General features: G+C 45.7%; 14 protein-coding genes. 9 read left to right on the top strand and 5 right to left on the bottom strand.

All coding sequences use genetic code 11. The features are described from left to right. Window positions 1-210: 210 nt before the first annotated feature. Complete coding sequence (locus H6626_08425) at window positions 211-2,418, bottom strand: hypothetical protein (GenBank protein USN46247.1); 2,208 nt, start codon at window positions 2,416-2,418, stop codon at window positions 211-213. Then, entirely contained in the window at window positions 2,411-3,466 is a 1,056-nt protein-coding gene (locus H6626_08420; GenBank protein USN46246.1) for a class I SAM-dependent methyltransferase, read from the bottom strand. Before H6626_08420 ends, H6626_08425 begins: the two co-directional genes overlap by 8 nt. A gap of 887 nt (window positions 3,467-4,353) precedes the next feature. Here H6626_08420 and H6626_08415 point away from each other — a divergent pair. Both H6626_08415 and H6626_08410 read left to right on the top strand, forming a co-directional pair. Further along, the gene (locus H6626_08415) at window positions 4,354-5,484 is read left to right on the top strand and encodes a hypothetical protein (protein USN46245.1); all 1,131 of its coding nucleotides are present in this window, start codon (window positions 4,354-4,356) and stop codon (window positions 5,482-5,484) included. 257 nt (window positions 5,485-5,741) lie between these two features. Continuing rightward, window positions 5,742-6,404, top strand: a complete 663-nt coding sequence (locus tag H6626_08410) for an ankyrin repeat domain-containing protein (GenBank protein ID USN46244.1) — start codon at window positions 5,742-5,744, stop codon at window positions 6,402-6,404. A gap of 9 nt (window positions 6,405-6,413) precedes the next feature. Here the strand turns inward: H6626_08410 and galE (H6626_08405) are convergent, their stop codons facing one another. After that, window positions 6,414-7,391: a UDP-glucose 4-epimerase GalE gene (gene galE / locus H6626_08405; protein ID USN46243.1), complete on the bottom strand. Its 978-nt coding sequence runs from the start codon at window positions 7,389-7,391 to the stop codon at window positions 6,414-6,416. A gap of 7 nt (window positions 7,392-7,398) precedes the next feature. Continuing rightward, window positions 7,399-8,502: a DegT/DnrJ/EryC1/StrS family aminotransferase gene (locus tag H6626_08400; GenBank protein USN48985.1), complete on the bottom strand. Its 1,104-nt coding sequence runs from the start codon at window positions 8,500-8,502 to the stop codon at window positions 7,399-7,401. A gap of 288 nt (window positions 8,503-8,790) precedes the next feature. Between H6626_08400 and galE (H6626_08395) the strand changes: the two genes are divergently transcribed. The 5 genes from galE (H6626_08395) to H6626_08375 all read left to right on the top strand — a co-directional run bounded on the left by galE (H6626_08395) (window position 8,791) and on the right by H6626_08375 (window position 13,900). Further along, the gene (gene galE / locus H6626_08395) at window positions 8,791-9,738 is read left to right on the top strand and encodes a UDP-glucose 4-epimerase GalE (GenBank protein ID USN46242.1); all 948 of its coding nucleotides are present in this window, start codon (window positions 8,791-8,793) and stop codon (window positions 9,736-9,738) included. Between the two features lie 238 nt (window positions 9,739-9,976). Beyond that, window positions 9,977-11,224 (top strand): hypothetical protein, encoded by a 1,248-nt coding sequence (locus H6626_08390; GenBank protein USN46241.1) that lies wholly within the window; start codon window positions 9,977-9,979, stop codon window positions 11,222-11,224. Window positions 11,225-11,526: 302 nt separating this feature from the next. Continuing rightward, window positions 11,527-12,990 carry a DEAD/DEAH box helicase gene (locus H6626_08385; GenBank protein USN46240.1) on the top strand — a complete coding sequence of 488 codons (1,464 nt, stop codon included), beginning with the start codon at window positions 11,527-11,529 and terminating at the stop codon, window positions 12,988-12,990. A 206-nt stretch (window positions 12,991-13,196) separates the two neighbouring features. After that, window positions 13,197-13,610: a DUF86 domain-containing protein gene (locus H6626_08380; protein USN46239.1), complete on the top strand. Its 414-nt coding sequence runs from the start codon at window positions 13,197-13,199 to the stop codon at window positions 13,608-13,610. Then, on the top strand, window positions 13,607-13,900 hold the full coding sequence (locus H6626_08375) for a nucleotidyltransferase domain-containing protein (GenBank protein ID USN46238.1): 294 nt from the start codon (window positions 13,607-13,609) through the stop codon (window positions 13,898-13,900). The genes H6626_08380 and H6626_08375 overlap by 4 nt, the downstream gene beginning before the upstream one ends. A 230-nt stretch (window positions 13,901-14,130) precedes the next feature. On the opposite strand, the gene H6626_08370 is transcribed toward H6626_08375, so the two are convergent. Then, on the bottom strand, window positions 14,131-15,498 hold the full coding sequence (locus tag H6626_08370) for an exopolysaccharide biosynthesis polyprenyl glycosylphosphotransferase (GenBank protein USN46237.1): 1,368 nt from the start codon (window positions 15,496-15,498) through the stop codon (window positions 14,131-14,133). A 152-nt stretch (window positions 15,499-15,650) separates the two neighbouring features. Between H6626_08370 and H6626_08365 the strand changes: the two genes are divergently transcribed. Further along, window positions 15,651-17,063, top strand: coding sequence for a mannose-1-phosphate guanylyltransferase/mannose-6-phosphate isomerase (locus tag H6626_08365; protein ID USN46236.1), 1,413 nt, complete (start codon window positions 15,651-15,653; stop codon window positions 17,061-17,063). A gap of 31 nt (window positions 17,064-17,094) precedes the next feature. Beyond that, the gene (locus H6626_08360) at window positions 17,095-18,954 is read left to right on the top strand and encodes a bifunctional homocysteine S-methyltransferase/methylenetetrahydrofolate reductase (protein ID USN46235.1); all 1,860 of its coding nucleotides are present in this window, start codon (window positions 17,095-17,097) and stop codon (window positions 18,952-18,954) included. Window positions 18,955-19,016 lie beyond the last annotated feature (62 nt).

Here is a 19,016-nt window from a genome sequence, read left to right as displayed (position 1 = left end):
AAATTATAATTGGAGTCGGGGTGGAATACCTTTACCGCAATTGTTTCTGATGCGGCTATGTATATTGTCCACAGTTCGTCATTACGGATTGAACAGGTCACAGTTGGTTGTCACAAATACCGTTAAGGACTTCGAATTCATTCCATTCAAGTGCATTTCTTTTGCGTGGTTCAGTCGACTAGGCCATTGGGCCTGTTTTGGACAGAGGGCCTATTTAGCGCTCGCCGAGAAGATTATTGGCACATGTACGGCAAGAACTTTGGGCAAAATCTTGACACCATTTCGAGAACATCGATCAATAATATTAGGGTCCTCCGAATGACTAGTAACAAGTATTGTTTCCGGCTCGATTCCGTACAGTTCGACCAAATCCAATCCGTCGACCGATTGTCCAATATGTTCAAAATCCATCAAATAGAGATTCTTATCATTTTGATTCGCATCTAGCCACGCCCTGAAAGGCGAAATGGATGAAAAATGAACTAAATTAATTTGTTCATTTCGGCATATCTTGCCAAATCTGCTGGCCCAAACTTGGTGAATGAAGCGGTCATCGTCTACCACAACAACATTTGATACATGAGAAATTTCAATTGTGGACGCAAACCATTTTGGGGCAGAAACTCGAGGAATTCTGATTTGAATTTTTGTTCCTTCGTTTAATTTTGAATCAATTTGAATCGATCCGCGCCAATTTTCGACACACTTTTTAGCATGATAAAGGCCGAGGCCAGTGCCTAAGGGCTTGCCAAAGGTCGCCCCTTGTTCAGTCAATCTTGGAATTAATTTTGGGTTTATCCCGCGACCATTATCGACCACATTAATTTCTATTTGGGACTGAATTCCGCAAACGGAAACAGTTACCTTTCCACTTTGTCGTTTCAGGGCTTCGACCGAGTTGTTAACCAGGTTTGATATTACGCGACTAAAGTCTGAGGTTGATACATTAGCAAAGAGACCAAGATCCATGTTGTCAAAATGGGTGTCAATTTCAATGTCGGGATAAGATCGATATTGAGCTCTGACTTCAGAACAGAGAGCTTCGACCAGGCTTGGTACAAGATAAATATTTGTGTTTGAAATTCCAAAGTCACCCATAAGATCATTAGATCCAAAGAGACTTTGATTTTGTCTTTGATAGGATTCTAAAAGATTATTTGCGATGTCTCGGATTCGATTGCTGGCACCTCTAATCAGTTCTCGCGTCTCCTCAGGAATACCATTCAGACTGCGAAATGCAAAGTCCAATGCAGTCAAAGGCGATCGAATGTCATGTGCCACCTGTTTCGCTATCGAGAATAGGGCCATGTGTTTCTCATTTTCAACCATCAGAGCCTGACTCTTCGCCATGGATTCTATCATTCGGTTTAGATTTGAAGACAGATTTGTAAACTCATTTGGTCCACCAATAAGAAATCTCTTACTCAAATCATTTGTTTTAATTAAACCTTCAACGCCGTTATTGATTATTTTGAGATGTTTTGTTAGAAATAGAGATAGCAATCTTGCGACAATTAGCGCAAAAATGACTGCTATCAAGAATGCTTCTAAGTAGTGTTGCTTAATATCATTGAGCCGATTTAGAAATGGCAACAGAGATACGGACGTTTGTATAACATAGAAATATGTACCTGATGAGTCTGCCACTCCCTTAAAAGTACACTCACAGCAGTGATCCAAGTTCGCGGATATCCTAGTTGAAACAATCAAGTTTTTCAAATCATCGCTAGATGACTCGTGACTTGCGTCGCGGGATTTTTTTCGTTCAGAGGAGATTGATCCCAACTCGAACCCTGTTGGAGATAAAAAGGACATAGCGACAATATTCTTGTCCTTTTGAACGGCCTGCTTAAGCATCGTAGTAATGTAGTCCAAGTGGTAACCTACTTCTAGAATCCGGGTGTTGGTATGATTTGGAATCATCGTAAATTTGTAGGGGCCAGTATAGGGGTCACTCGGCAAGACGGGTGTCTGCTGCATTGAAAACCTTCCTGTGAGCAGGCCCCTGTAGTCCTCACAAAAATCGAACAATTTATGGGTTCTTTTTCCTTCAGGAATGTCAGTGTTTCGGATGAAAACTCCGTCGCTGTTTGCGATATAAAGATGCGAGACATTTAGCCTCTTAGCCAAGGTTTTCAGTTCATTTTCTGATGGCAGGCCGCTTTGTTTCTCGAGTTGAAAGAGAGCATAGGCGGCATTCATGCTAATTTTTCCAACACTATTTTCTAGTTCTTTAAATGTTGCCGCTAAAGTGTTATTTAACGCCTCATAGCGTTCGGTGTAATCCTCCTTTAGCCGAGCAGAAATTGAGTCGTAGGAAAGTTTTCCGACCACGACTAATATGATAGAAATGGGCAAAAATATCGCCAAAAAAATCCGGGCCTCAAATCCCAAAAAATTCTTGAAATAGCTAGTCACTGTCCGCAACTTTCTGGACTACTAGTCTTGCTACGGAGCTTTTGCCACCAAACGTTAGGATGAACTTACTTATAAAACTAAATCCCCCGTAAATTAGCGATCTCGCTAAAGTTGGAACTTCCTTTTTTTCAGCGTTGATAGCGTTGGCCAATGCGGTTGGGACTATATAGCTGGGTGCCCGTACAATGATCGAGTTTACCGTTTGCGCCATGATCCAAGAATCGTCAATGTACTCGGAGGTAATCAAATCAAATTGGCTATCACGTGAAAACTGAATGGCAGCTTCGGCGGTCAGCAAATTTAAATGTCGAGGCGCATGGTATCCGCCCCAGTGTCGGCATTTCGTTACGGCGAAATGCCACCCTCGAGGGGTAGGCATATCAATTACCAAGATACCACGGCGTTTTAATGCCCGTTTGGCGTGGGCAAAAAGAATTTTTGGATCTTCTAAATGTTCAATGACATGTGAGGCGATAATGATGTCGAAATGATTTTGATAGAAATCAAGATCATTTGAGTTTCTGATCATTTGGAATTGATTTTGACCGAGGTCCTGGCCGCCCGAATGAGGTTCAAAGCCAACTAGGTTTCTGCTTTTCAGCCCCATTTCCTCAAGCAAGGTCAATTTAAACGAATCTCCGGCTCCGTAGTCCAATATCCGAGCGTCCTGATAGTTAATGTTTGAAGCTTTTGCCCAGTTCTTTATGTCTTTAAGCAAAGCGGATTTGACGTCATTGTAATACTTTTGCCCCCAATAACTACTTCGATACTGACGATAGTTTTCCAAAAGATGATATGAGTAATATGCAGCAGGATAGGCCGCCAGTATTTCTTCACTAGTAATTTTGGAATCAATGGCTACTGATCTACATTGGGAACAGATTTTATATTCGTACAGTTTGGGGGACGTATGGTATTCATGATCATCAGCAAACCCGATCGTCCGAGCGTTGCTTTCGGCGCCACAAATTGTGCAGGTTGGGCGATCGTTTGATGGTTGGCAAATAGGCTTACCTCCTTCGAGGTCATCAGAATCGATTTTTTTCATCTAATCTTTATCCCCAGTCTTGCCTTTCACTGGTGGCGTTTGAAGAATACATATATCATGAGCCCCGTGTAAAGTCTGGATTTTTGCGATAACTCAGTCAAGTAATCTATTCTGTCCAATCAGCGGTGCCGTACTTTCTGAAAATACGGATGTATTTGGTCATTTAAGTTTACTAGACACCGCCAAGGGAACGACGACTAATAATTCTGATGAATGGACGGGGAGCCTCGGATTTAAACTTGGAGCCAGTCATGACTTTAGTAAATTCAGGCTATTTGGGCACTATGCTAGTCTATCTGGAGAGTTTGATCCATCGGCAGGCGCCAAAACGGACCACAGCGGCAGCGAACTCGTTATAGGAGCTTCACGAAAAAAGACCTTTGGAGAAGGAGCGGCCCTTTTCTATGCACTTCAATACCAAAGAGTATTTATTGGTGAATCACCAGAGGGCGGAACAAAAACAGAAACCACGGCACAAATGGCTCCCGTACTTATTGCGGTAGAAGCACCAGCGGCCTCGTGGTTGACATTACGTGGAGCAATTCAACAAGCTATTTTAATCAATTCCACTGAAACAAAAGCAGGTTCAAGCACTGCAACAAGCAGTACCTTTGTTTCAGTATAAGTGTCATAGTGTCTTTTCTCAGGTGATAAAATTCAAAACCCTGAGCCTTGATTGTCAAAGGATCTGACGGCGTCGTCAACAGTTGCGCGGACTTCTAATATAGGTGCTCATAGGTGAATGGAGCCCGGCCAAAACCAAAGCGTGTGAACCTGTTGTGTTGCGTCAGGAAAATTATAATTGGAGTCACCGGGAAGTCATTGCTCCGTGAACGATTGTGTGCGTAGAATTTCTGCCAAGCGAAACTTTTCAAAGGAAGAACACAATGAATTTCAAGGTAAACAGGTTGTTGGTTTTTGCAGCGGTATTGGTTGCTAGCGGTAGCGTAGAGGCAACGAAGTCACGTTTAGAGGCTTTGGGCCAGTCTTCAAGTGGAAGTTACTATGTTGATGATGATCGCAATATTTTTCTAAATCCAGCTCGACTTTTTTCTGTAAAAGACAAAGTGGTATTTGAGTGGGGAGCGGCTGGGGCAACCACCGTAAAGACAGATGGTCCTGCCAATCCTAAGGCCGAGGGCGGTTTATTTTTAGGTTCTCCGAATTTCAGTTACGGTTTTTATTTAGGTGATGAAAATCCAGAAATCATAGCCATGCGTAACCGAGCCAACACGACACTTCTCAAGCCAGACAATACATTGGGGCTGTTTGTGGGGCCAAGCAAAGAAGGCGGATCCGTGAACACTATTTGGGGTGCTCATCTTTCATATTCGGGCAATAAAATACAAAACGGAGCCCTTGAGCAGGACGAACAAATGTTGGTGGTCAAAGGCGGTACCGTACTTTCTGAAAATACGGATGTATTTGGTCATTTAAGTTTACTAGACACCGCCAAGGGAACTACGACTAATAATTCTGACGAATGGACGGGGAGCCTCGGATTTAAACTTGGAGCCAGTCATGACTTTAGTAAATTCAGGCTATTTGGGCACTATGCTAGTCTATCTGGAGAGTTTGATCCATCGGCAGGCGCCAAAACGGACCACAGCGGCAGCGAACTCGTTATAGGAGCTTCACGAAAAAAGACCTTTGGAGAAGGAGCGGCCCTTTTCTATGCACTTCAATACCAAAGAGTATTTATTGGTGAATCACCAGAGGGCGGAACAAAAACAGAAACCACGGCACAAATGGCTCCCGTACTTATTGCGGTAGAAGCACCAGCGGCCTCGTGGTTGACATTACGTGGAGCAATTCAACAAGCTATTTTAATCAATTCCACTGAAACAAAAGCAGGTTCAAGCACTGCAACAAGCAGTACCGCGGATACCACAAGTGTTTCAGCGGGGATGACCATCTCGTTTGATAAGTTTGCATTTGATGGATCATTTACCACTACGGGCGGCACGCTGAATGCCACCAACTTGATGTCTCGAGTGGGGATGAACTATACTTTTTAGGGTAGTTGTCCCTACTACGTATTTTTCAAAATTTAATTTTTCAACATAGGCACAGTTACTAATTGGTGAAAATGCGGCTTGTAACTGTGCCATTATCAAATATTTGGGGCCATATTTCAGCAACTCCTGAATCGGCCAAAAAGCGAGATTCAGGTGCCGGAAATTGACATCTGAAGCCCTGAAAAATCAATGTTTTTTAAGATTGCCCCTGGAATTTCGCTGTTGTGCTGGTACAGTTGGTGCATAGGGGGATGAGTATGAGATATTATCTATTTGCACTTTTGGTGTCGGCAGTAATTGGTTGTGGTCCTGGAAAAACCAAAACTGCACTCGTTCATGGTGACAATCCTCCAGCAAACAAAAATGCCTATCCTAATGGTTTTTCAGCGATTCAAGCTGGTGATGTTGGGGCCTTTGAGAAAATGATTGAGCAGGGTCTTGACGTCAATACGGCGGACGCTGAAGGCAAGACCTTTTTGATGGAGGCTGCCGAATATAAGCAGGTGGAGATCATCTGCCTTTTGTTGGATTCCGGTGCTGATTCTAAACTTGTAGATAAAGCCGGACATGATGCCACTTGGTGGGCCAAAGGCGATCAGAAGGTAATAGAGGCCCTAAGTGGCGTTCATTGTGTGGAAGGAATACTCAACAAAGAACTCGTTGAGGCCGTTAACGCCAAAGACTGGCGTCAAACTAAAGCCCTTCTCGATGAGGGGGCCGATGTAAATTATAAACATCAAGGCACCCCGGTTTTAATTCTTGCTGTACGCACCAATCATTTTGGCGTGGTTCGGGTCTTAGTGTATCACCCTCGGATCCAGGTAAAAGCAACGGATACACAGGGGCGCACGGCGCTCGATGTGGCTGAGGGTTTGGGAAACAAGAGAATTATCCGCCTGCTCAAAAAAGCCCAGAAGTAAATTCTAGTATTAGCGATTTTTGGATTCCCAATCAAAAGCGGTTTTGCAAATGTAGTCAAGGTCGTCAAACTGGGGTCGCCACCCTAACACAGTTTTTATTTTTTCATTGTTCGAATACAAGGCTTCAGAATCGCCTGCTCGGCGGGGTGCGTTTTCAAAAGGGATTTTTACTCCCGTGGAGTTTTCAAAGGCCTGAATCACTTCTTTAACTGAAGTACCGTGACCATATCCGCAATTGAAGACATCCGATGCGCCGCCATTTTTCAAATAGTCTAAAGCATCGAGATGGGCTTGTGCGATATCATCCACATGAATGTAATCTCGTACACAGGTTCCATCGACAGTGTCATAGTCTGTACCAAAAACTTTTAAACTCTGCCGTTGCCCAGTGGCAACTTCGGCGGTCACCTTAATTAAGTGAGTGGCATTAGGATAAGATTGGCCTATATGGCCATCGCCAGAAGCCCCGGCCACATTGAAGTAGCGAAGCGCCACGTATCGAAAGGCAGACTCATTGCTTGCAAGATCTTTTAAAATTTGCTCACTCATGGCTTTGCTGTGGCCGTAGGGATTGATTGGCGCTACTAACGAAATTTCATCCACCGGCAATGATTGAGGGGTCCCATAAACCGCGGCAGTGGATGAAAAAATAAACTGATGAACCTGATGTTTTATACAGGTCTCAAGAAGCTTAAGTGTGTTTACCGTGTTGTTTTGATAATACTTCAAGGGATTGTGCACGGACTCTTCCACTTCAATGTGAGCTGCAAAGTGCATGACGGCCTCAGGTCTTTCATTGCGAAAAACCATTTCCATGAGTTCACGATCGCCCACATTGCCTTCCACAAAGACAGCGTTGGGGGGGATGGCCCTTTTATGACCGGTAGACAGGTCATCGACGATGACAAGTTCATAGCCCTTTTTATTGGCAAGATGAGCTACGTGAGACCCAATGTAACCCGCACCCCCTGTAACCAAAATTCTCATACTTCAACTAGCCCTTCGCGGCACGAGTAACGGCATCGATGATCTGGCTTTGGGTGGATGTATCCATAAATGGATGCATAGGCAGACTGACGACCTTTTCAGAAAGGAGGCGTGCCATACTTTGTTTAACAGTTCGTCCTAAGTTTTTGAATGCCGGCTGATCGGGCATGGTTTTCGGATAGTGCACAGCCGTGGGAACGCCTGCATCTGAGAGGCGACTTCGAAAACCCTCTCTATTGGGAACTTGCAATGTGTATTGGGCCCAGACCGAGTCTCGACCTTTGCGCACAACGGGAAGCTTCACGCCATACTCGGCGAGGCCTGAAAAAGCACGGTTGTAGTTTTCAGCCACTTGTTGTCGCTTTTTAATCTCGTCAGCGTAGTATTCGATTTTGGTGAGGAGCACGGCACACTGAATGGAATCTAATCGACCATTGATACCTAAGAACTCGTGGTGATACCGTTCTGTCTGGCCGTGGTTTCTGATTTGTTCTAATTTAAGCGCTAGGGCATCGTCATTGGTAAAGACAGCTCCGCCGTCGCCATAGCAGCCCAAGGGTTTAGCTGGAAAAAAGCTTGTGCATCCTACAGTTGATAAGTTGCAGCTTCTCTTGCCTTCATAGGTGGCACCAAAACTTTGAGCGGCATCCTCGATCACATACAGTTTATGTTTTTCAGCAAGTGCATTGATTTCGTTCATGTCGGCCACCTGTCCGTACAGGGAGACCGGCATGATGGCCTTAGTTTTGGTAGTGATCGCCGCCTCAATTTGCCCCACATCGATATTGCAAGTGTCTTCTTCCACATCGACAAAAACGGGCACAGCACCGACCAAAGCGATACTTTCTGCCGTGGCGATAAATGAAAAACTAGTGGTGATCACTTCATCGCCCGGTCCAACACCAAGGGCCATTAATGCCATAACCAAGGCATCTGTTCCACTGGCGCAGGCGTTGGCGTGCTTGGTACCGGTGAAAGCGGCCAGTGCCGTTTCGCACTCTTTAACCTCCGGGCCCATGATGTACATTCCGTGGTCCAAAACTCGATGAATGCGTTCATCAATGGAAGTTTTCATCTGCTCGTATTGAGTTTTTAAGTCGATAAAGGGAATGCTCATTTTCTACCCCAATTTTGTGGTTTTTTATGGACTCTCAGTTCTTAGCACGCCCAGAACAACCCAACAAGAGGCGGGTTTCAGGCCCACAAAATGGTTGTCGCAGGTCGTTGACTTGGGACGGCTCCAGGTCTGCGATCAACGTCAGCTGATCCGACACTGATGCGATGAGTTGCCAATATTAGGGTCTATCACACGGTCAAAGTCAGGCGTTCCCACTTGATTTTTGGGTTCGAGACAGACATTGTTCTCTGGTCCAATCAAAAGCCATTAGTTGGAGGGACCATGAAGTTATTAGTAACAGGTGGAGCCGGATACATCGGCAGTCATTTTTGTAAAGCGGCGGCGAAAGCGGGCCATGAAGTTGTTGTCATTGATAACCTTAGCACGGGACACAAGGAATTTGTAAAGTGGGGGCCCCTTGTTGAAGGTGACCTGCGTGATGTGGATGTCGTAGAGTCAACCCTAAGGGAGTTTCGTATTGAAGCCGTGGTGCATTTTGCAGCAAAGGCCTTGGTGGGTGAATCAATGGCCCATCCGGAACTTTATTATTCAAATAATACAGCTGGAATGGTGTCTCTCTTGGAGGCCTTGCGCCGGGCAGATGTAACCACTTTGTTGTTTTCTTCAAGTTGTGCCACCTACGGCGTGGCCACCGCAGAGACAATGAATGAACAGCACCCCCAAAAACCCATCAACCCCTATGGCCGGAGTAAACTTCAGTGTGAAGAAATGGCCCTGGATTTTCACAAACTATTGGGTTTGCGGGTGGGAATGCTTCGCTACTTTAATGTGATGGGGCAAGATCCTGCGGGCGAGGTTTACGAAGACCATGATCCTGAAACCCATATCATTCCCAATATCTTAAAAGCTCTTAATAATAACAAAACATTTTATGTTTTTGGTGATGATTATCCCACTCCTGATGGAACATGTGTGCGAGATTACGTAGACGTGACTGACTTGGCTTTAGTTCATTTGGCCGCATTGGAGCAACTCAAAATTAATCCGTTATTGATTTCAAATGTGGGAGTGGGGCGAGGATATTCGGTTAAAGAAGTGTTCGCCGCATTTGAAAGCGTTTTCGGTCAGGCCCCCGAGATAGAAGTGCAAAAACGTCGCCCAGGGGATCCCCCATTATTGGTGGCCGACGCCACTCACTTTCGCAGTTGGTACAATAAACCGATGAAAACTCTTGAGCAGAGTCTGGCTACATTGAAACCTCGTTCTTAACAAATTGAAAATAAACCCAAAACAAAATTTTTATGTGGTCAACGGCACACAATAAGATTGCAGCTATCCCATTTGGATTAGCCTGCGCGGTATCGCGAAAGCGACCTCGCCGTATCCTGAGAAAAACGAAGGGGCTCGCCAAATCCGTAGGAATTCTGTGCGTGAGACCTATACGGTTTTTCCATTTTAGGACCTTTAAGTTGCGCATGTCGCGGCTCTATTTTAATACTTACGTTTAATGAAAGTGTTCTATTCAATATTGATGTTGGCATTTGTTTTACATTGTGGCCTGCCTGCGGATGCCTTTGAGATATTTCCCGAGTATCGCTCTTTAACCGCAGATGAACCGTTGGATTTTGATTGGCCTAACGAGATAGACTCTGAATATACTTCGGATGTTTTGGCGTTTACCCCAAGCCCGGCCTGGGATCGTAGCCGGTTTGATTTGCCTAAGCATGGGCAAATGGCCCTTGGTTCATTAAACGGCAACGAGTTTTTGATGCGCAGGTACCTGCAACTGCAACATCCATTGTCGTCGTCATTGACGGGCCAGTTCTTATATTTTGAACAAGGCGACTTAGATGAGGCAGAGAACCATTTCATCACTGAATTGCGGTGGCAGTGGACGCCCCATTGGGCCCTTGCTGTTTATGGCGAGCTTGCTCATTTAAAAGAGGAAAACGACATTGGTGCGGCTTTGGTGATATCACCAGTGCCGTCTCATAGCCTTCGAATTTATCGTACATGGGTGGATTTTGATCGCAATATCAGAACCCGGGGCGAGAATCGGTTCGCCAAGTATCCGGCCGTTTATGGGATGATGGGTTTATTTAAACCCAATCACCCCACCGATTTTTTAACCTACTCTTTTAGATGGGAAGATGAGGCTCGATGGTTGCTCTGGGAGTCGGCAGAGGAGTATTCATACAAGAACTGGGCGTTTTCTAGCTCGGGAAATTTGCAAATGGGCCCAGGCTCTAAAATGATGTTTCGGATTTTAGTGGATGAAAAAACCGAATTAATGAAAACACTGAATACCGAGGTGATTCAAAATGCGGTGGTTCGTCAGCGTCAGAAGGGACAACTGGCCCATGAAATATCCCTCTCAGATTTTGGGTTAACCCACATTACCTATGGCATGGTTTTGTCCCATCATATTTGGCAGGTACACGATAAGGGGCAACTGGCTTTTCAGCAGACGGCCCCGTACGTCAATGTTCAGTGGCAGCGGTATTCGCTAGCGAGCAACGGTGAGGCCTGGTGGGAGTCAGGGGTCGAAATGACCCATCATCAAACTTCAGGAAACCAAAGCTTGAGGAAGACCCAGGTAAAACCGGCAGCAGATGAATATCGACTGAATCTGTGGTGGAATTGGCAGTTTTCGCAAAGTGGAACATTTCGATTGGCCATGACCGCAGACTTAGACCAATTACTCACCCCGGTGGCCTTTGAAGGCGGTGGAGCTTTCTTGCAAATAGCATTGTGACGGCAGGAGGCCCAGAGAGGGCGCCCGAGACGTGAACGCGGGGAGGCAAGGGCCATTAAGGTGATATTCGGGGATATGAGGTCCAATTAGGGTATTCTAGCCATTTAGGCGCCGTGGAGGCCCCACTGTAGACCCAGTATGGCCCCAATTTTCCAAGGTTTTCACCCGCGACAGTTTGGCTCTCTTTTTTTATCTGGTAAATGGGTATTTCACCCGGCTTTTCATTGACCGAGATGATACTGCGTGTTAACCATCTGGCCTCTCCTGCATGGTGTAGGATGTGCACCACTTGGGAGTCAAATGTGGCAAAGTCAGTTTCAGTAGAAAATATTCCGAACGTCCCTCCTTTACCGATTAATTTTACCGAATTTGGTTTGAACGAAAACTTAATGGCCGCCATTACCGAAGTGGGTTTTGTCGAGCCTAGCGAAATTCAAAAACAGGCCATCCCCCTTGTCATGCATGGGCAAGATATAATAGGGCAAGCTAAAACGGGTAGCGGTAAAACGGCATCGTTTGCTTTGCCCGCTATCGATCGACTTCAGTTTAATAAGACAGTGGAAGTTTTGGTTCTTGTTCCAACTAGAGAACTCGCCCAACAGGTAGAGCAAGAATTTGTTCGGTTAGGTCAGTTTACGCCAGCGAAAGTTGTCACTGTCATTGGTGGGCAATCGGGATTTCGGCAAATTGAGCTGATCAATCGCGGATGTCAGGTTGTGATAGCCACACCTGGCCGATTGCTAGATCATCTAGAAAGCAAAAAATTAAAACGATTTCAGCCGACCATGGTTGTTTTGGATGAAGCCGACGAGATGTTAGACATGGGCTTTATCGAAGACATTGAAAAAATCATGACTTACTTGCCCGAAACCCGGCAAACGCTTTTGTTTTCAGCCACTATGCCGCCGGCGATTGTGAAACTTTCGAAAAAAATCCTTAAAGACCCCAGTGAAGTTCGGTTGACCTCAGGAGCTAGTCCAAATGTGGACGTATCACAGACATTGTATGTGGTGAATTCTGGCGAGCGAGAAGCGGCCCTAGTTCGGCTTATCGAATACGAAGACCCTTACAAAGCTATTGTGTTTTGCCGGCGGCGGGCGGATGTGGATGCATTGGCCACGGAGCTGACAAAAAAGAAAATCCGCGTGCGAACGCTGCATGGTGATCTCGCTCAGAGTGAAAGAACCAGAGCGATAAATGATATTAAATCAGGCGTAGTGCACGTACTTATCGCCACCGACGTGGCTTCTCGTGGAATAGATATTTCAGATCTTTCACATGTGTTTAATTATCATGTGCCGGACAACAAAGAACGATACATTCACCGCATCGGTAGAACAGGCCGTGCAGGACGAAAAGGGCATTCGATCACCATTGCTACTCCTGGCGAATTGAAGCATCCGTTTTTTAGAGGCTATAAAATGGAAAACTTCGAATTGCGGCAAGTGCCTTCGAAAGCCCAGTTAGAACGTAAAGTCCGTGGCCAACTCATTGATCAGATTAATAGCGCTCGCATAGATAATGAAGCTGAAGTTATTTTTGATAGAGTCCAGCAAGAGGGCAATACCAGGCAGTTCTTCTGTCAAATGTATTCGCTGTTGCAGTCAAACAATGCGGTTAGCGGTGAAGACAAGATCGGCTACCGCCCCAAAGATGTTGTTGAGATGGCAAAAAATCGTTCGCAAGGAAAGCGTGGATTTCGCAAAAAATCATCATCGGGTCAGAAAAATGGGCGCCCGCCAAAAAAAGGACGTCGGCGTAGATAGCGGTGGCCATTGGCAGCTGAGGTTGGGACCGGATTTTAACCTCGCTGGGATTGGCTGAGGCGGCCAGTTTTTTTACTGGAAGTCTTGGTGTTGATGAATATTGCCACGCATCCTCAATAATGGGACTGGCGGGCCTACTTGACCCCGACCAGGCCTAACCGTTAGCGTAGAGACTACAACCCTAATTTTATTTGAGACGAAACGCTATGAATACGGCACTTAAACAAGAGATCATCGATCAGATGGCAAAGGCAAGAGCTCATCTTGATTACAGTTATAACAAAGTATTGAAGATCCCACTTACGGACGATCTTGATGATGAGCAGCTAGAAACTCTAGAGAGCTTTTCCAGTCGTTTTGCTCGATATTCAGACATCATTGTCTCTAAGTATTTTCGGTATCTTATTAAAGAAAAGGATCCGGCGTTTCGAGGGTCAATTATAGACCTGTTTAATCAGGCCGAAAAATTTAAGTGGATTGAGAGTGCGGATGTCTGGCGCCGAATTCGAGAGCTGCGCAATGTGGCGGCCCACGAATATGAGGCCAGCGACTATAAGAAGCTCTATGCTGAGTTGATAAATCTAGTGCCCCATCTTTTTAAGGTATCTTTTGATTTATGAGGATTAAACCCGGTGAGAAAAACATCATCGTTTCGACGGTGAAGGCCCAGGATAATAGTGCAGACGTTTATCTGTATGGTTCGCGAGCAGATGATCAATTGAAAGGTGGAGATATTGACCTTTTGATATTGAGTGATCGGCTGCAGTTTTCAGATAAAGTGACATTGTTAATAAATTTAAAAGAACAAATGGGCGACCAAAAGATAGATCTTTTAATAAAGGGAAAAAGGGAGTCTGAAGTTGATCCCTTCGTTCAACAAATTTTAATGAGCGCCATCAAATTGACTTGAATTTCAGTTGGTTCCGCCCCGTGCGATGGGCACGGGATCGTTACCTTCCTTCAGTTTTTTCCGCTAATTCCAGTTCGACCTTTGGCCTCTGCTGGAGGAATCAATTTGCCGACGGGGCGTCAAATTGACTAGAATTTCAGTCGGTTCCGCCCCGTGCGATTGGCACGGGATCGTTACCTTCCTTCAGTTTTTTCCGCTAATTCCAGTTCGACCTTTGGTCTCTGCTGGAATTAGCGGCCACGGCCGAATAGCATTAGTCTTGTTGTTTTTAGAATGATGGCTATGTCCATCAGTAGTGAATAGTTTTTTATATAGTAAAGATCGTATTGCAGTTTTTCACGGGCGTCTTCGACTGAGGCTCCGTAAGGGTAGCGCACTTGCGCCCATCCTGTGATTCCGGGGCGAACCACGTGTCTTAAGTTGTAATGGGGGATTTGTTTTTCGAGATCTTTGTTAAACTCAGGCCGTTCCGGTCTTGGGCCAATAAAACTCATTTCCCCTTTTAATACATTAAACAATTGGGGGAGTTCGTCGATGCGTGTCTTTCTAAATATACGGCCAAAAAATGTGATCCGGCTGTCATTTTTTTTGGCCCACTGAGCGCCATCTTTTTCAGCATCTTTTTTCATGGTGCGAAGTTTATAAAGAGTAAATGCACGACCATCTTTACCTGTGCGTGTTTGATGGAAAACCACAGGCAGTCCGCTTTCAATCAGAATAAGTAGTGCCGCCACAGCCATAACGGGCAGCGCGATCGGCAATAGGATTAAAGCTCCCATCAGATCCCCGAGTCGCTTAATTCTAAGGCCCATTTGATTGTGCAAAAGAGAAAATCCCTGGGTCAGTGCGAGCCAAAGTTGATCCAAATAGAATACAGGAACTTTGTTCCAGATTTGTTGATAAAAATCTGCAAGGTCATAGAGGCGTGTCCCACGAATGCGAGCATCAACAAATGCGGAGAGTAGGGTGTCTGGCACTCGTTCCTCACAGGCAACGACAATGCCCGTCCAGGGTTCACGTATTTTTTTTGCAAGATCGTTCCAGGTTCCATCAGTGACGGGCGTCTCACCACTTGTTTGTGGTCGGCTTAGCCAGGTAAACTGGCCCTCCACAGGATTTTTATCGATATCATTCTTAAAGAGCTGAATGTAACGAGTGTCCCCAACCACCAGCCATCTGACCTGTTGGCCCCTTGATCTCACCCAGTATCCCAAAAACAACCTAGACAGAGATCCGTAAACTGCAAATCCCACAAGAGCGCCGGCCACAACTCCACGTCCATATTGCATGGTCGCTGGGGTAGCCATAAGGTACGCAAGCGCCGCCAGCAGTCCGCCGCCCACCAACATGGCAATCCAAAACAAACCTGGCGCTTTTAAGCCCGCAATCTGCGACTGCGGGTTATAAAGGTCGAAGACATAAATCGTGGCCAGCAAGACGACCATCACCACGTACATGTTAAAATTTAACAACAAGTCTGGGGCGGGATGCCCTATGCGAAGTCCGAAAACAATATTGAAGATGAGCCACAAGCCCAGGGCATCGAGCAACAAAAGGAAGATCTTCAGAGTTCTCACGGGGAGTGGTGTTTTTGCCATAAGTTCATACTGATAGATCAATAATTCATCGAGTCAATGTCTGCGGTGGGTTGACCCCAGGCATCAAGTCTGGAAATACCAGTCAACCTCCTCAATAGTGCCCTCTCATGTTAACTTAGTGAAAGATGCATCTTAGCTTAGGGACCTAGTTTATGATTCCAGTGATTTTATCCGGTGGCAGCGGAACCCGATTGTGGCCAGTATCGCGAGCCTCTTATCCTAAACAATTTTGCGAATTTTACGATCAGTCATTTCTTAAGAATTCCATAGAAAGACTGCAGCCATTTGGGGCCCCTCACGTCGTAACCGTAGGTACCATGGAGGCCTTGACGGCAAGAACTTTAAAAGAAATGGGTCTGCCAAAGGAAAATGCTATTTATGAGCCTCTTGGAAAAAACACCGCTCCCGCTGTGGCGCTGATGTGTCATGTTCTTCAGCAGCAGGGAAAGGGTGAAGAAATTGTCGGAATGTTTCCGGCGGATCATTTGATTACAGATGCAAGGGCGTTCGAAATTGTTTTACGTCTTGGCGAGCAAGTGGCTCAGCAAAATGAAGTGGTGACTTTAGGTATTGAACCTCGGTACGCGGCAACCGGTTATGGCTACATCGAGGTGAAAGACGATGTTGTAACCACAGTGGACAATCCTCGTGGAGGAATGTTTACAGCTCGTATGGTAAAGGGGTTTCACGAAAAGCCGGGGCAGAGTCGTGCTGACGAATTTAGGTCGTCTGGGCGGCATTATTGGAATGCGGGAATGTTTCTATTTCGGGTCAATGTTATGGTGGGTCACTTCAAAAAACATCTGCCAAACCTGTGGACTGAAATTGAAAAGATTAAACCCGACTTCAGTAATGCCAAATACATTTATGCCAATCTTGAATCAGAAAGTCTCGATTATGGCATTATGGAAAAGCTTGAAAAACAAGTGTGTATCCCCTGTGAGATTGGCTGGAGCGATGTGGGTTCGTGGGATGAAATTGCACGATTGGCTGAAGAAGTTCCTTCGTTGCGTTCAGATGTGAATGCCAAGGTTTTTACTCAAGACGCGTTTTCAAACTATGCATTTTCAATTAAAAATAAAGTAGTGGGTTTGATTGGCGTTAACAATTTGATTGTTGTAGATACTCCAGATGCGTTGCTCATCACTTCAAAGGGTAAAAGTGAAAAGGTGAAAGATCTCGTGGCTAAAATGAAAGCCGAGGGGTTTTCTGAAGCTACGTCTCATCCCTTTGAAACCCGCCCTTGGGGTGGCTTTGAAATACTGTCCGATAATAAATCTTTTAAGACTAAGAAAATTACAGTGGATCCCGGTGCCCAACTGTCGTATCAATCTCACGAAAAACGAGATGAACATTGGGTCATTATTTCTGGTGAGGCAGAGGTGATTTTGGATGACAAGGTTCATCACCGAAAAGCAGGTGAGCACATTCATATACCAGCTCGATCGAAACACCGCATTCGAAATGCCGGTGCAAAGCCGCTAGTTTTTGTCGAGGTGCAAACCGGCAGCTACTTTGGCGAAGATGACATTGTTCGCTACGAAGATGATTACAACCGTATTTAATTCTAATAGAAATTTAAAAGGATAGACTGAGTTGAACAAAAAACCACTCATAGAATATTTAAAACAATCAGATCCCATTGTTGCTGATGGGGGTATCACCACATCGCTTTATGATAAGGGTTTTTACATTAATCGAAGCTTTGAAGAGCTTAGTGTTACCGAGTCGCAGGCCGTTCGCGAAGTCACGCAGGGATTCAAACGATCTGGCGCCACTATTTTAAATACAAATACTTTTAGTGCGACGAGGCCCAAACTAGTGACTTACGGGTTGCAGGATCAGCTTTCTGAAATCATTAGATCGGCCAGTGAAATTGCCTTAGAGGTGGCTGGGCCAGAGGCTTACGTGCTTGGGTGCATTGGTCCGCTCGGGGTGATGATTGAGCCTCTTGGGCCAACGAGCACCGATGAAGCCGAGCACTTTTTTTCTGAGAACGTTGAGGTTTTTGAAGCAGCAGGAGTGGATGGGATCAACTTAGTAGGTTTTCATGATCTCAACGAACTTCGGGCGGCGATAGCCGCCACTCGTAAGGTGACGAATAAACCGCTATTTGCTCACATAGGTATTCAAGAAAACATGAAGACCTCCTATGGGGCGACAATCCCTGAGTTTCTGAAGTTGGCCGATGAGTTGGGGGTCGACGTGGTGGGTTTTGCCGGTGAGGTGGGCCCCAGTGGCATGTTAACAGCCCTACAAAAAGCCCGACCTCACACAAAAAAGCCCATATCACTTTTGCCGAACGCCGGTCTTCCGAGGTACGTGAATGATCAGTATATTTATCTAACCAACCCCGACTATGTGGGGAAATATGCCAAACGGTTTATTCAGGCCGGGGCCAATATCGTAGGTGGGCACAGTGGAATGGGTGAGGCTCATATAAAGGCCATTGCCAATTCCATTCGGATGACCCAGTCGCACGGAATTGTCGCTGATGGAAGTGCCTACCGAATGCCTGAGGCATTGGGAGATCTCATTGACCAACCCAAAAACCAGGTGCCGACTAGAGAACGTAGCCGATTGGGGCAAGCTTTTGACTCAGGAGAGAAAGTCTATTCGGTAGAAGTGGTGCCGCCAAAAGGCGTAGACTGTTCGCAATTTTTTAACCATATGCAAGCCCTCTGTGAAGGCGGTGTTCGGTTTGTGAATATTCCTGATGGCGCGCGTGCAGTTGCGAGAATGAGTTCATTGGCTCTTGCAAGCTATGTCCAAACTCATTTTGATCTTGAGCCCATTCCTCACTTTACGACTCGAGATCGTAACCTAATTGGTTTGCAGTCGGACCTTCTGGGGGCCTATGTGAATGGAGTTCGAAATTTATTACTGGTAACCGGTGATCCTCCAAAGTTGGGCAACTGCCCCGGAGCTACAGCGGTGTATGACGTGGATGCCATCGGGCTTACCCATATTGTGAATCGAATGAATCAAGGCTTGGATCTTGGCGGCTCCGCATTTGGACAGCCTGCCGAATTTCTTGTGGGCGTGGCACTTAACCCCACGGCTTCAAACGGCGAGCTAGAAAGAAAGCGCTTTTCTTACAAAGTGGAAGCTGGAGCCAATTACGCTATCACTCAACCCATTTATGATATTGAAAGTTACAAACGCTTCATGGATAAAGTGGGAGATTTGAGCATCCCCATTGTTATGGGGATTTGGCCCCTCGTCAGTCTTCGCAATGCCGAGTTTTTAAAGAACGAGGTTCCCGGCGTTGAAGTTCCGGATTGGGCCATTGAAGAGATGGAAAAAGCAGGAGATGATCGCGAAGAGGCCATCAAAAGAGGGATTGAAATTGCTCACAAGACCATGCAACAAGCAGAAAAACTCGTCTCAGGATTTCAAGTGAGCGCACCATTCAACAGAGTTGACGTGGCCCTAAAGGTGATCCACGGGCAATAATTTTAGGTGGGGAACAAAAGCGGAATCATTTGTCCCACCTTGATTGACGACTTGGGTAACTA

The organism is Pseudobdellovibrionaceae bacterium (assembly GCA_023898385.1).
Lineage (GTDB): Bacteria > Bdellovibrionota > Bdellovibrionia > Bdellovibrionales > UBA1609.
Note: the sequence above shows the minus strand (reverse complement) of the source record. Positions and strands in the feature narration are given on the sequence as shown.